Origin of the sequence: Cytobacillus oceanisediminis 2691 (assembly GCF_007678455.1) — a bacterium.
Taxonomy (GTDB): domain Bacteria; phylum Bacillota; class Bacilli; order Bacillales; family Cytobacillaceae; genus Mesobacillus; species Mesobacillus oceanisediminis_A.
The window spans coordinates 294,602-308,563 of the sequence record NZ_VEEP01000001.1 but is presented as its reverse complement, the minus strand read 5'-3'; the positions used below and the strand labels follow the sequence as shown (position 1 = coordinate 308,563).

General features: G+C 41.9%; 17 protein-coding genes and 1 tRNA gene. 5 read left to right on the top strand and 13 right to left on the bottom strand.

The features are described from left to right. Window positions 1-96: 96 nt before the first annotated feature. The 3 genes from FS736_RS01560 to FS736_RS01550 form a co-directional block, all read right to left on the bottom strand. Window positions 97-486 (bottom strand): cupredoxin domain-containing protein, encoded by a 390-nt coding sequence (locus FS736_RS01560; protein WP_144474601.1) that lies wholly within the window; start codon window positions 484-486, stop codon window positions 97-99. Window positions 487-768: 282 nt separating this feature from the next. Beyond that, window positions 769-841, bottom strand: a tRNA-Val gene (locus FS736_RS01555). 92 nt (window positions 842-933) lie between these two features. Next, window positions 934-1,551 carry an NUDIX hydrolase gene (locus FS736_RS01550; RefSeq protein ID WP_144474600.1) on the bottom strand — a complete coding sequence of 206 codons (618 nt, stop codon included), beginning with the start codon at window positions 1,549-1,551 and terminating at the stop codon, window positions 934-936. A 129-nt stretch (window positions 1,552-1,680) separates the two neighbouring features. On the opposite strand from FS736_RS01550, the gene FS736_RS01545 reads away from it, so the two are divergent. Further along, a complete protein-coding gene (locus FS736_RS01545; RefSeq protein ID WP_144474599.1) occupies window positions 1,681-1,902 on the top strand; it encodes a WYL domain-containing protein in 222 nt (73 codons plus the stop codon). A 33-nt stretch (window positions 1,903-1,935) separates the two neighbouring features. Here the strand turns inward: FS736_RS01545 and FS736_RS01540 are convergent, their stop codons facing one another. From FS736_RS01540 to FS736_RS01530, 3 genes are all read right to left on the bottom strand, one after another. Next, complete coding sequence (locus FS736_RS01540) at window positions 1,936-3,888, bottom strand: TRAP transporter permease (protein ID WP_186326646.1); 1,953 nt, start codon at window positions 3,886-3,888, stop codon at window positions 1,936-1,938. Continuing rightward, window positions 3,878-4,414: a DUF1850 domain-containing protein gene (locus FS736_RS01535; protein ID WP_144474597.1), complete on the bottom strand. Its 537-nt coding sequence runs from the start codon at window positions 4,412-4,414 to the stop codon at window positions 3,878-3,880. The genes FS736_RS01540 and FS736_RS01535 overlap by 11 nt, the downstream gene beginning before the upstream one ends. A 180-nt stretch (window positions 4,415-4,594) precedes the next feature. Then, on the bottom strand, window positions 4,595-5,587 hold the full coding sequence (locus FS736_RS01530; RefSeq protein WP_144474596.1) for a TAXI family TRAP transporter solute-binding subunit: 993 nt from the start codon (window positions 5,585-5,587) through the stop codon (window positions 4,595-4,597). Window positions 5,588-5,787: 200 nt separating this feature from the next. On the opposite strand from FS736_RS01530, the gene FS736_RS01525 reads away from it, so the two are divergent. The 3 genes from FS736_RS01525 to FS736_RS01515 all read left to right on the top strand — a co-directional run bounded on the left by FS736_RS01525 (window position 5,788) and on the right by FS736_RS01515 (window position 7,570). Then, complete coding sequence (locus FS736_RS01525; RefSeq protein ID WP_144474595.1) at window positions 5,788-6,513, top strand: alpha/beta hydrolase; 726 nt, start codon at window positions 5,788-5,790, stop codon at window positions 6,511-6,513. Between the two features lie 115 nt (window positions 6,514-6,628). Next, on the top strand, window positions 6,629-7,138 hold the full coding sequence (locus FS736_RS01520) for a YjcG family protein (RefSeq protein ID WP_144474594.1): 510 nt from the start codon (window positions 6,629-6,631) through the stop codon (window positions 7,136-7,138). Between the two features lie 6 nt (window positions 7,139-7,144). Continuing rightward, window positions 7,145-7,570, top strand: a complete 426-nt coding sequence (locus FS736_RS01515) for a GNAT family N-acetyltransferase (RefSeq protein WP_144474593.1) — start codon at window positions 7,145-7,147, stop codon at window positions 7,568-7,570. A gap of 181 nt (window positions 7,571-7,751) precedes the next feature. Here FS736_RS01515 and FS736_RS01510 read toward each other — a convergent pair whose 3' ends face one another. Then, a complete protein-coding gene (locus FS736_RS01510) occupies window positions 7,752-8,084 on the bottom strand; it encodes a hypothetical protein (RefSeq protein WP_144474592.1) in 333 nt (110 codons plus the stop codon). 231 nt (window positions 8,085-8,315) lie between these two features. On the opposite strand from FS736_RS01510, the gene FS736_RS01505 reads away from it, so the two are divergent. Then, complete coding sequence (locus tag FS736_RS01505; RefSeq protein WP_144474591.1) at window positions 8,316-10,601, top strand: ATP-dependent helicase; 2,286 nt, start codon at window positions 8,316-8,318, stop codon at window positions 10,599-10,601. Between the two features lie 125 nt (window positions 10,602-10,726). Here the strand turns inward: FS736_RS01505 and spoVIF are convergent, their stop codons facing one another. The 6 genes from spoVIF to spoVAC form a co-directional block, all read right to left on the bottom strand. After that, the gene (gene spoVIF / locus FS736_RS01500; RefSeq protein ID WP_144474590.1) at window positions 10,727-10,981 is read right to left on the bottom strand and encodes a sporulation-specific transcription regulator SpoVIF; all 255 of its coding nucleotides are present in this window, start codon (window positions 10,979-10,981) and stop codon (window positions 10,727-10,729) included. Between the two features lie 143 nt (window positions 10,982-11,124). Then, the gene (locus FS736_RS01495) at window positions 11,125-11,262 is read right to left on the bottom strand and encodes a YjcZ family sporulation protein (protein ID WP_144474589.1); all 138 of its coding nucleotides are present in this window, start codon (window positions 11,260-11,262) and stop codon (window positions 11,125-11,127) included. 95 nt (window positions 11,263-11,357) lie between these two features. After that, window positions 11,358-12,074, bottom strand: a complete 717-nt coding sequence (locus FS736_RS01490) for a DUF421 domain-containing protein (protein WP_144474588.1) — start codon at window positions 12,072-12,074, stop codon at window positions 11,358-11,360. A gap of 19 nt (window positions 12,075-12,093) precedes the next feature. Next, on the bottom strand, window positions 12,094-12,450 hold the full coding sequence (gene spoVAE, locus FS736_RS01485; RefSeq protein WP_144474587.1) for a stage V sporulation protein AE: 357 nt from the start codon (window positions 12,448-12,450) through the stop codon (window positions 12,094-12,096). 16 nt (window positions 12,451-12,466) lie between these two features. Further along, the gene (gene spoVAD, locus FS736_RS01480) at window positions 12,467-13,480 is read right to left on the bottom strand and encodes a stage V sporulation protein AD (protein WP_144474586.1); all 1,014 of its coding nucleotides are present in this window, start codon (window positions 13,478-13,480) and stop codon (window positions 12,467-12,469) included. Further along, complete coding sequence (gene spoVAC / locus FS736_RS01475; RefSeq protein WP_144474585.1) at window positions 13,481-13,960, bottom strand: stage V sporulation protein AC; 480 nt, start codon at window positions 13,958-13,960, stop codon at window positions 13,481-13,483. Between the last annotated feature and the right edge of the window lie 2 nt (window positions 13,961-13,962).

Sequence of the window (13,962 nt, the reverse complement as noted above, 5' to 3'; positions counted from 1 at the left end):
TTGTTTCGAAAATAAAAAGGAGCATTGATGAGACACCCAAAAAGTTAGATTTCACTCTAACTTTTTGGGTACTCAATACATTATTTGCACTGCTTTTTAATTAACATTTACCTTCCCAACCATACCTTCCTGGAAGTGATACCGGCATATCAATTCATAAGTACCCTTCTGTTCTGGTTTCACGGAAATGTTTTTTTCTTTTCCTGGCTGGAGCTCGATGTCAATCCCAAGCTTTTCCACTGTAAATGTATGCTCTTTCTTCCCTTTGTTTCTCAATTTCAAGGTTGTAGTGATTCCGTTTGGAATGCTGATAACTTTTGGATTAAAGTAATTATCATTCAACTCTACCTCAATCATATTAACATTCTCCATTGGTTTAGTTGCAACACCAGTTTCGGCAAAACTACTATGTAAGCCTATTGTTGTCACAACCGTGAACAATGCTACAAACAAAATCAATCCTGTAACCAACTTTTTCACAGGCATTTGCTATCCCTCCTTTCCTAATCCTTATTTTTTTCTAAGTTAAATGAAATTATCACTCTAAATTAACGGGAAGCAGGAAGAAGGTATATTATCAGCAGCTAATAATAAAAAAGCTCAGTTAGGCATTGAGCTTAACTGAACATTTTGAAGGGAAAACGGCAATAAGTTTTGAAAAAGTAGTGGCTGATTGATTCCGCCTGCTTGTCTGGTAAAAGAAGTGTTGGCAAAACAAAAAAGCCTCCATCCCTTGTTATATAAGAGATGGGGGCTTTTTCAAAAGTATGATTCCTACTGGGTTCGAACCAGCGACCTCTACCCTGTCAAGGTAGCGCTCTCCCAGCTGAGCTAAGGAATCGTTCTAAGTTGTCCTATTTAATGAGGACATTAATTAATATATACTGGATTCAGTATAAAGTCAATAATTTTTCCCCATAAAAATTATCTGGATTATGAATTTCTTATACTTTGGATGACCCTTTTAATATACTCATCTTCATGAGGCACAAAATCCTTTTTGGAGGCCAGCATCTCTTTTGGTTTCTTTTCGCCTTCCTCACTTACCTTGAAACCTTTGAGCCTTATTTCACTGGATTTAGCAAACCATAGATCTTCAAAATCGGTCATGCTTGCCACCATGATCCCTGAGACCTCATCCTTTTGCAGCTGGAATTTTTCAAAAGGCTGATGTTCCTTGTACAAGAAAACATGGCATAGCTCTCGGTCAATGAATTCTGGACTGATCAGTGAATCTTTGATGGTACCTAAAGATTGTAAATCTTCAACAGTCACGTCGATTCCGAGTTCTTCCTTTACTTCCCTCAAGCCATCAAGAGGGCTTTCATTAGCCAGAATATGCCCCGCTGCAGTGATATCCAGCAAACCGGAATAATCTTTCTTAGCGGAACTGCGAACTTGAAAATAAAGAAAGTCATCTCCGTTTATCCGCTCTGCAAACCAGCAATGGAATGTCTCATGCCAGTGGCCAGCTTTATGTACACGGGACCTCGGTGCTGTTCCCAGGCAGGTCCCATGTTGATCAAAAATCCTAAGCATTTCGCTCTCCATCCATAACACCTCCATTCCAGATTATACCACTACCCATCCGCCAAAACAACGAACATTTGTTCTGAAATAATTGAATAAAGAACGAATGTTCGGGTATAATATAATTATAAAAGAAAAGGAGTGAATCACATGAATTTCCTTTTGGAAAAATCACTAAAAGAAAACCAGCCTGTTGAAATGATTTATTTTGCAGTCGATAACCAGATTACACAGCGTAGGATTATTGTAAAAGAGATCAGTGGGGATTACTTTAAAGCATTTTGTTTCCTTAGAAACGATGAACGTTTATTCAAGGTTGAAAACATCCTATCCATCATGCCAGAAAAACGGCACTTTCTTAAAACCAGTTAAAAAAGAAGCCCCCGGAATGAGGACTTCTAAAAATTAACTAACTGTATTTGGCTCAGGTGTATTGTGTCTCTTGATCAGAATTTGCAATGCAATGAGTAGAACAAAGGAACCAAGTCCGATTATATCAGTAATTTTTTCAGGATAAATCAGCATTAAGCCGCTTACAACTCCAATTATTCTCTCGTACCAGAACAATTTCCTCAGCCAGAAACCAATAATACCTGCACCAATCAGCATCATGCCGGCAAGTGCCGTAAACACCACCCAGATAAGGTAATACCATGTTGTATCAATCATTAGTAATTCTGGAGACAATACGAACATATAAGGGATGATGAACGCTGCTATTGCCAGCTTTGCTGAGTTAACCCCTGTTTTTATTGGTTCACCGCCTGATACACCAGCTGCCGCAAATGCCGCCAGCGCTACTGGAGGTGTAATATCAGCGATGATCCCGAAATAGAATACAAATAAATGTGCAGATAAATCAGGTACTCCCAGCAAAATGATGGCCGGTGCTGCAATGGTTGACGTAATGACATAGTTTGCTGTTGTCGGTGACCCCATTCCTAATACCAGGGATGCAACCATTGTAAACGCCAGGGTGAGGAGTAAATGTCCTCCGGCAAGATCCAACAATCCATTGGCTAGCTTCAGGCCAAGGCCGGTTTTGGTTACAACCCCTACGATAATACCAGCAGCAGCAGTTGCAGCCGCAACACCTAACGCCGTGCGTGCCCCATCGACAAGCGCATCAATTACATCTCTGAAACCAATCCGGGTTTCTTTCTTTATCGCACTAACCACCACAGTAATAACAATACTCCATAGAGCGGCTCTCATAACACTCATTCCGCTTACCATCAGGACAATTACAGCCAATATTGGCAATAGCAAATAGATTTTAGCCAGAACTTCTTTGCGGTCAGGCATTTCTTCATCCTTCAATCCGCGCAGGCCGACCCGTTTTGCTTCAAAATGTGTCATGATCCAAATCCCGGTAAAATAAAGCAGCGCTGGAATGGCTGCAGCCTTAGCGATATCCCAGTATGTGATGCCGCCGCCAATGAATTCCACCATCAAGAAAGCAGCTGCACCCATGATAGGCGGCATAAGCTGGCCACCGGTAGAAGCAGCTGCTTCTACTGCTCCAGCAAATTCTTTACGATATCCGAGCTTTTTCATCATAGGAATCGTAAATGAGCCTGACGTGACTACGTTAGCCACGGAACTGCCGCTGATTGTTCCTTGCAATGCACTAGAAAAAATCGCTACCTTTGCCGGACCACCAACTCTTTTTCCAGCGATAGAAACAGCAAGATCGTTAAAATATTGGCCAACGCCTGTTTTCACTAGAAACGCGCCAAATAACAAGAATAAGAAGATAAACGTAGAAGAAACCCCTAATGGTGTTCCTAAGATACCTTCAGTTGTGAAGAACATTGTCTGGATCAAGCTGTCAAGTTCAAGTCCTCTGTGTGCGAGGAAACCCGGCATATATGGACCATACAATGCATAACCCAAAAACAGAACCGCAATAACCGTAATCGGCAGTCCTACCGTTCTCCTGGTCGCTTCGAGGACGAGTAAAACAGCAGCAAGACCAATGTAAAAATCAACCGGAGTAAGACGCCCAACCCTGTTTACCAGTTCATCAATCATTAATGGCCAATAGGCACCTACAGCTATTGCGATAATCGCCAGTAAAATATCGTACCATGCGACTTTATTATGTACACGGTCTTTTTTGCGTGCAGGAAATAAAATAAAAATCAGTGCAAGCGCAAACCCCAAATGGATGGACCTCTGCAACTGTGCCGTCAAAACCCCAAAGATGGATGTGTACAACTGGAATAGTGAGAATGACAGCAGCATAATGAATGCAATCATGCCCATAATTCCATTTAATTTCCTTGAGGCAGCTTCAGGATCGTATTTTTCCAGCAGCTCCTGCTGTTCCTGTTCAGATAAAGTTTCATTCTTCATGCTCAAGGATATTCACTCCTTTCATTTGCTGAATAACATTAATTTTCATTACTTGTATCCTTACTCTCGTTCCTGGTTCAATTGCCTTGGAAAGTGGAAAGGAGACTTTACCTTGCATAAACGTGTGATTAGCCCTCACCTTGCCGACTCGCAGGTCGAAGTGCTTAAACCTTCTTTCCATATTCTTTATACGGTACTTGCCATCCTGCATTTCAAAATGTTCCCCTTCTGCAATTTCTGATGGCATACCAATGGCAAAATCTTCATACTCCAATTCGTATTGCTGAATCTCATTTTGTTCGGTAATTTTATAGCTTTCAATTACATCGGACAAATGGATGGAATGTGTATACTTTATCTTAAACTTGTCCCCTTGTGCAATAGGTACATAGCATAGTATATCTTCTTCTTCAGGTTGAAGAAAAACAAGAGCTTGTTTATATGGAATATTGATTGAGATAATTAAAATTAACATAATGAGGAGCAACAGAACGAAGATCTTTTTATTGAATTTTATTGATTTCATTATCCATTCCTCGCCTGTCTGATATCGCTCAAAGAGGTTTGATAAATATTCAGTAAAAAAAGACCGGAATAGAGTTCGGTCTGTTCTTTAGTGGAACCTCCGGAGTACAAATGCAGTCCAGAAATATTTATTGACCGGGCAAAATCCACAAAAGGATTTTGTCCGGTCGGGTTTTGAATATTACTCAGCAGCTTTGATTCCTTTTTCATCAAAATACTTCTGTGCTCCTGGGTGTACGTCAATACCTACACCATTCAAAGCATTTTCAAGCTTAATTTGCTTAGCTTTTGCATGTTGTACCTGGTCAAGGTTTTCAAAAATTGATTTAGTGATATCGTAAACAACTTCATCTGAAAGATCAGACTTTACTACCAGCATTGCCAGAACAGCAACAGTTGGCACATCGGAACCCAACTTATAAGTTCCTGAAGGTACTACTTCTTTTGCGTAGTATGGATACTTTTCAATTAGTTTATCAGCCTTATCAGCCTCAATAGGAACGATTACAACTTTTTCTGTCGCAGAAAGCTCTTCAACAGCTGCAGTCGGATGTCCCGCCGTAACGAATGCAGCATCGATATTTCCGTCTTTAATGCCATTTACTGATTCATCAAAGCTTAAATCCTGCTTCTTGATATCATCAACTGACATTCCATAAGCCTCAAGGATTTGTTCTGCATTCGCTGCAGTTCCAGACCCTGGTGCACCTATCGATACCTTTTTACCTTTCAGGTCTCCAACGGATTTGATGCCTGATTTTTCAGTTGTAACGATTTGGATTGTTTCAGGATAAAGAGTACCGATCGCTTTAATATTATCGATTTTGTTTCCATCAAACATCAGCTTTCCTTCAGTTGCATAAGAAGCGATATCTGTTTGAGTGAAGGCGATTTCACCTTTTCCATCCTTAATGCTCTGCATGTTTTCAGCAGATGCTCCTGTTGTTTCCGCATTTGTATCGATACCCGTTGCATCAGACACAATCTTGGCGAAAGCTCCGCCAAGCGGGAAGTATGTACCACCCGTACCGCCAGTAAGGATGCTCATGAATTTAGGTTTTTCTTGTGATTTTCCTTCTCCACCCTTTTCGTCAGAGCCGCCGCCACAAGCTGATAGCACCATCGAAAGCACTAGCACAAGAGCAGTGAATAAAAGAAACTTTCTTTTTTTCATCAGATTTCCCCCTTTGATATATAAATGTTCACCATAATTCTACCATAAGACTTCACACAATTGTCAAACATCTTACTTGCTTACTAATTTCATGCCGGCTTATAATACATTACCTGAAAAGCTTTTTAAAAATACATATGCTAAAATCGTTTTGACGGTAAAAAGTAAAATAGCAAATCGAAGGATTTGGAGGTAAATATATGGATTATCCTATGGGCAAAATTGAAGAAATCACACTCCAAAGCAAGGAGCTGGGTGAAGATATCACAATGCTGGTCTACCTGCCTGCCAATTATTCCCCGCTGTATAAATACTCCTTGCTGATCGCACAGGATGGCCGCGATTATTTCCAATTAGGGAGGATAGGCAGGATTGCGGATGAATTCCTTGCCAAAAAAGAAATTGAAAACGTCATCATCGTTGGAATCCCATATGATTCCGTCGAAGACCGGCGCCGAAAATACCATCCAAAAGGAGAGCAGCACCAGGCCTATATCCGCTTTCTTGCTCATGAGCTTGTCCCTTACCTGGATGAACGTTATCCAACATACCAAATGGGCATGGGACGCGCTTTGGTCGGGGATTCGCTTGCAGCAACAGTTTCGTTGCTTGCCGCTATCCAGTATCCTCATACTTTTGGAAAAGTTCTGCTTCAATCACCATATGTGAATAAGGAAGTATTTTCCGCGGTTAAGAACTTCAGTCAGCCTGAATTGCTGAATATATACCACACGGTCGGCGAACAGGAGACAACCGTTAAGACGACCTCATCCAAAAACAAAGATTTCCTGACGCCAAACAGGGATCTTTCAAAGATTTTTAAAGAAAAAGGCTTTGGCTATTTTTACGAAGAATTCAGCGGAGACCATACATGGACCTATTGGCAGCCCGACCTTAAACGGGCAATGAATAGAATGTTTTCATGATTATGCTTCTTTATATTATATATATCAAAAATTTGTTATAATGAATGGTAAATCATAATTTTCAGTTTTTTAAACTGAACGAAATGCAACAATATTATGAAACGGGGGTATTCAGATGAAATTCGGTATTGTCATTTTTCCATCAAAGAAAATCCAGGATTATGCTAATTCGTTGAGAAGGCGTTATGACCCACATTATGCGTTAATCCCGCCACATATCACTTTAAAATCTCCATTTGAAGCAACAGAAGAAGAAATCAAGGAAATCGCCAATAAGATTGATTCAATTGCCAGGAATTTCAAACCAGTCAAACTGAACATCAAGAAGATTAGTTCATTTAAACCCGTAAATAACGTGATATACCTGAAAGTCGAATCACCTGAAGAGTTAGACTCACTTCATAATGAACTCAATTCAACATTCGAAGGCAATCAGGAATATAACTTTGTACCGCATATCACCATCGGTCAAAAAATGTCCGACGATGAGCACTCGGATGTCTATGGATCATTAGGGATGACAAAGGTCCAATTTGAAGATACAGCCGATCGGATTCATTTGCTGTACCAGCTGGACAACGGTTCATGGACTGTATATGAAACATTCAGGCTTGGAAAGGAATAAATAATCGTGGAAGTAAAAATCGTAAATAGCGATCAAGAATTAGCAGACGCATTCGATGTGCGCAAGACCGTTTTCATTCATGAACAAAACGTTCCGGAAGAAGAAGAAATTGATCAATACGAGTCCGACTCTGTTCACTTCGTATTATATGATGATCACAAAAAAGCAGCAGGGGCCGGCAGGTTCCGTGTCCTGGATGGAGTAGGCAAGGTTGAGCGGATTTGTGTACTAAAAGAAAACCGCAAAACCGGAGCTGGTGTCGCCGTCATGAATAAAATCGAGGAATATGCAAAGTCTCAGGGCATTTCAACCTTGAAATTAAATGCACAGACACACGCCATCCCCTTTTACAGCAGGCTTGGGTATGAAACGGTTTCAGAGGAGTTCATGGATGCCGGTATCCCACATAAGACAATGAAAAAATCCATATGAGTCAAAACCCCCATTCAAATTTGAATGGGGGTTTTGTATGTATGGCTATTTCGTACCTTGGTGGTTCCACACTCTATTGCCTTAAATTTTTCAGAAAGATATTTGAAGGAACTTTGAGACCAGTGTTTGAATAGCAAAATTCACCGCGAAAAACAGCAAAGAAAAAAGCACTGCAGCCAGTTCAAATCGACTCGCTGTAGTGCCTTCCTTTACCGGTAATTTCAGCATACGCCTGGTTGACAACCAATGGATTTACCTTTTTCTTATAAACACGGTCCATGCGAGGGAAACTTGAATCGGATGCTGCGAGCTGCATGCGTGACACAGGCTGCTGCTCCTTCTGCTTCTGCAGAGGCGCTGTTGCCTGCTCATATTGTTCCTGTCCCTTCAACACCGGGTCTTCTTTTCGAATCCTATTAACGCTATTAATCATAAACGGGTCATAATCCAATCCAATTTCCCGCTCAGCATATTGAATATATTGATAATTTGTCACTGGAAGAATGTATCCCATTTTTGTTATCCCCCAATTTTACGATTATTAAATTTCTTACTATAATCTTCTATTCCTTTTCCCTGTTTATGACCGTAGTAAACTGCTATTTTTTAATCTTTTTTCCGTTGCCTGAAACCATTAATAAACCTGGATTTGCTGCTTCTCCTCAGCGGATAACATCTTTTGTTAGAAATTCTATTCTGGTATGATAAAGATTGTGCTATTTTTTGGCCGGAGATGAGGGAAAACATGAAAACAGCTAAGTATAACCAGCAGATAATAAGCCTTAACCAATATGATCGCAGTGACTATCAAAAGCTTTATGACGACGGAAAGAAAGGAATGCTTGCCTGTACAGTATGCGGAGGTCCTGTCCGTCTTTACCTCGGCATTCAGGAACAGCCCCATTTCTATCATCATCTTTCCAGTAAAGATGATTGTCAGGAAGAGAGTTTGCCAACACCTTCGTCTCCGCCTTTTGAAAAAACGGAATATATAGAGCGAAATGGTTTCAAAATACCAAAATCGCGTTCGATCACAGCTGAGGCAGAGAAAGAAGATAAATTCATATTTCCACGGGAAGTGAAAGTAACCTCCCCCTTTACCTCGCATCCGCCGGTTAACCCAGGAATCAAGTTGGATTACATAAAACAGCTTAAAGAGGCCGGAATTCATTTTGACGGAAACCAGGAAAAAGCGGTTGTGTCCACAGACGGCCCATTATTGATTTTGGCAGGAGCTGGAAGCGGAAAGACGAGGGTTCTTACCGCCAGGACCGCCTTCATGCTTGAAGAACAGAAAATAGATCCAGGTTCCATCATGCTTGTTACATTTACGGCAAAGGCTGCCGCTGAGATGAAAAAACGGATTTCCCAATACCCGAATATGTCACCATCTAAAGTCAATAGGCTGATTTCCGGTACGTTCCACAGCATTTTCTACCGGATTCTTTGTTTTCATGAACGTGAGAAATGGTCATCAGACAAGCTAATGAAAAAAGAATGGCAACGGGAACAAATCCTGAAGGAAGCAGGGAGAAAGCTTCAGCTGGACGAAAAAGAGTTTGCCTATGACCTCGCTCTCCAGCAGATCGGTTTATGGAAAAACACCTTGATCATGCCCAATGAAGTGAAGCCGGAATCACCATGGGAAGAGAAGGTTGCATTGCTTTATAAAGACTATGAATCAACTAAGGACAGGCAGAGGTTATTTGATTTTGATGACATGCTCATTGGATGTTATAAGCTATTTTCAGATCAGCCTTCTATACTCGAAATCTATCAGAATCGTTTTCAATATCTATTGATCGATGAGTTCCAGGATATTAATAAAGTGCAGTATGAACTCGTGAAAATGCTCTCGAGTAAACACGGAAATGTTTGCGCGGTTGGCGATGATGACCAGTCAATCTACTCTTTTCGCGGAAGCGACCCTGCCTACCTGATCAACTTCAAGGCGGATTTTAATAATACAGAAGTGATCATCCTTAACCAAAATTATCGTTCGCCACACGAGATTGTTGAAACGGCTAACACACTGATTTCAGCAAATCTGATCCGACATGAAAAAGAAATGCGCGCCCAATATTCAGATGAGTGCCCGCCAGTCATCTTCCACCCTTATGACGAAGAAGAGGAAGCGACGATGATCCTGACAGACATTAAAGAGCGGATTGAACAAGGAGAACGTCCCGGTGATTTTGCGATTTTGTTCAGGACCAATGCTGCGAGCCGTGCGGTATTCGAGAGGCTGGCGAATTCAAGCCTTCCTTTCCGGCTTGACCAGGACATTGAATCCTTCTACGAGCGATTCATGGTAAAAGGAATGCTCTCTTTTTTGCGGCTTAGTTTGAATCCCGATGATTCGGATGCGATCAAGAATATCCTTCCATCGCTGTTTTTGAAACAGTCGACCTTTAGGGATTTACAAGCGAATAGCATCCTGAATGATTGTTCTATGCTTGAAGCCCTTACCTACGTAAAAACAGGCTTCACCTTCCAGGAACAAAAATTGAAGAGGCTGATCCCGGTAGTCAGTTCACTTTCATCCCTGTCCCCTGTTGCCGCCATTGATATTGTTGAAAAGGACCTGGGGTATCAGGATTTCATTAAAAAGCGCGGCAATGAAGGCAATCAGCTGGAAAAAGGCTCTGATGACGTACGTGACCTGAAAGTAGCAGCCCGAAACTTTAAATCTATTGCAGAGTTCATTGAGCATGCTGACCATATGATTGCTATGAATGCAGAAATCAAACGGACCAGCAAAACAATATCTGACGCCATAACACTGAGTACCATCCACCGATCCAAGGGTCTGGAATATGGGAATGTCTATATAATTGGTACAGTGGACGGAAGCATTCCGCATGACTATGCTTTGGATGCCTACCGGAATGGAGACCGCCACCCACTTGAAGAAGAACGGCGCCTGCTTTATGTAGCGGTAACAAGAGCAGAAAAAAGGCTTTTCATTTCAGTCCCGCATCGGAGACGTGGCCGGAAAGCTAACCCTTCCCGTTTCCTGGGAAGAATTTGAAGCAGGACTTTATGTAATCAGGCAAATGCGTAAGGTTAACTGCTTTGTGATCATGTTCAAATAAAAATGCCAAATCAGGACCCGGGTAACAAAACTCAGGTCCTGATTTGGCATTCAAGATGTGACTATTTCTTGTTGATCATTTTGGAAATCTGGCTGAAATCAAGCTGCTTTCCATCCTTTACGATCGATTCAACAATCTTGTCTTCCATTTCTTTGTTAACTGGCTTATTGGCCAATTGGGAAACACGGCGGATTACCCCTCTTACAGTTTTCTCATCTTTAAAGTTCGCATTTTGTAATGAATTAGCCAGCTCAAATACATCTTTCATATTGACGCCAGTCTTTTTTTCTATATTCTTGAAAAAATTATTATCCATATAAATCACGCCTCCTTCTTTAACTACTCTATAGTATGAAGCTAGGCGAAAATGGTGAAAGACAATGCCTGGATGATTTATTATTCCTTCATGATGCAGCAAAAGCTGCTCCGACGCGGAACAGCTTTCGCCAGTGTTTTCAATTAGTTGTAGAAACTTGCTCCTACAATAATCAACAAAATGAACAATACGACGATTAAAACGAATGTAGAACCATAGTATCCACCGCCATAGCCATAGCCGTAGCCACCGCCGCAAAAGCCGCCAAAACCGTAGCCCATTCTTCTTCACCTCACTTTTGATTACTCAATAACACTATATGAGAGGTGATTGGGATATGTATGGGCGAGCCCCTACCCAATTTTAAAGAACTGGATTAAATTTGGTCAAAGTCCGGAAAGTGGGATCTTAAATACTCATCATAAAGATCGATATTAATATCTCCGTTTGTGTCGATTTCTGCATAAAATACATTGTCTTGTTCATAGCCTTTATCTTTAATAAGTTTTACAGCCTGTTTTTTATCCAATTTTGCCTTTTCAAGATTTTCCTTAATTATTTCCCCATCCATGATCAAGGTGACCGGAACATTGTCATCCTCTGTCATGTGACTGATGTCCTCATACTTCAAAGGCTGTTTTTCCTTTTTCAAAAGAACACTCAGTTCTCCGTTTGAATCAAGCGATGCAAATTCAACATCCGCCACCTTGAAAACACTTTTTTTGCGGAGCTGCTCAAGGAGTTCATCAAGACTGTATTTTTCGTTACGCATATTTTTTTCAATGATGTTGCCATGTTCAATAAATGTTGTTGACTTTCCCTCGACGACTCTGCGAAACGCCCTGCTTCTTAAGGAAATCAATGAAATGGCGAACGGGACGAATGACCAGATAATCAGGCTGGCAATTCCGTCCCTAAGACTCAAATCTGGATCCATTGACAATGTTCCAGCAATATCACCAACAGTAATTCCAACGATATATTCAAAAAATGACAGGCTTGATAACTGCTTTTTGCCAAGAAGCTTTGTAATTACGAATAAACCAATGATCAACAATATGGAACGTATGATTGTACCAAAGATATCCGGCATTAGATCATCCCTTATAGAATCAGCCTTTAGGTTTAAAAATCAGTGCCCCGATGAAACCGAAAATGACAGCAGCTGATATACCAGAACTTGTAATTTCGAACATCCCGGTCAAAACACCTACCAGCCCATGCTGCTCGGCCTCCTGTAACGCACCGTGGACCAGCGAGTTTCCAAAGCTGGTGATTGGAATTGTTGCACCGGCGCCTGCAAAGTCGATTAGAGGCTCATAAAGACCAAAGCCATCAAGTATCGCTCCAATCACTACAAGCAAACTCATCGTATGGCCCGGTGTCAATTTTGCTATATCGAACAGCAGCTGGCCAAATACACAAATCAAACCTCCAACAACAAAAGCCCAGAAAAACATTGGCAGCATTTACGATTCCTCCTTTCTATTTCATTTCAATCGCAACAGCGTGTGCAATACAAGGTATGGTTTCCTTCTGTTGGAATGAAAGCGGCGAAAGCAATGCACCTGTCGCTACAACAAGTATCTTCCTATAGATGCCATTTTTCATCTGATTCAATAAGTGGCCATACAAGACCGAAGCCGAACAACCAGCACCGCTGCCGCCAGACTGAACTGGCTGATCCTCTTTATAGATCAACAGTCCGCAATCCTGAAACTGCTCTCTCGTAATTTCAAGGCCGGCCTGCTGCAATAGGTCATATGTAGTAGCCTGGCCAATCCTTCCGAGATCTCCTGTTACGATTAAATCATAATAGGACGGCTGACGATTCAAATCCTTGAAATGGGCGATGATCGTATCTGCAGCTGCTGGCGCCATCGCTCCCCCCATATTAAACGGATCGGATATCCCCATATCGACCACCTTCCCAATGGTGGCTGACGTTGTGACGATTTTCCCCCGCTTATCTGAGTTATCTGTCAGCACTGCCGCTCCTGCTCCTGTGACTGTCCACTGTGCGGTAGGAGGCTTTTGCCCGCCATATTCTGTTGGGTATCTGAATTGCTTTTCCGCCGCTGAGTTGTGGCTGGACGCGCCAGTTACCACCTTTTTTGCTCCCTGATAGTTGATGATAAAGGATGCAAGCGCTAGACCCTCCATTGAGGTAGAGCATGCGCCAAAAAGTCCGAAATATGGGATTGCCATCGTCCTTGCAGCAAAGCTGGTAGGCGTGATTTGGTTAATCAAATCACCAGCCAGCATGAATTGCATATCTTCTTTTTGGAATTCCCCTTTTTGCAATGCCGAATTGATGGCCTCTTCAAGCAAAACTCGATGAGCTTTCTCATAGGATTCTTCCCCCATCCATAGATCGTCATGAAGGACATCGAAATCCGCTGCAAGCTTCCCTTCCGACTCAAAGGGACCTCCAGATGACCCCCATGATTCAATGACCGGGCTATTGTTGAATTGCCATGACTGCGTTCCAATCAACATTTAAAGCACCCCCATCATTGTCAATAAAGTCTTGATCAGTGCAACGACAAATGCTGCAAATACGCCAAACAATATGACGCTTCCTGCCAGCTTGAACATATTTCCCCCAACACCAAGGACAAAGCCCTCTGTTCGGTGTTCAATCGCTGCCGATATCACCGAGTTCCCAAATCCAGTCACCGGAACAGCACTGCCTGCCCCGGCAAATTGGCCGATATGGTCATAAACCCCAAACCCGGTCAACAGCATCGAAAGGAATATCATCGTGGCTACCGTCGGGTTCCCGGCTGTCTGTTCGGTAAAATCAAAGAAATATATATAAAAATAAGTGATCGCTTGTCCAATAGTGCAGATCAGACCGCCAACCAAAAAAGCCTTTATGCAATTCTTCAATACTGGCCGCTTGAGCTCGTGCTTTTGTTCAAGCTGCTGATATTGCTGCTGTTCTGGAGTCATCTTTTGCTTCTTTTTGTCCCCCATCT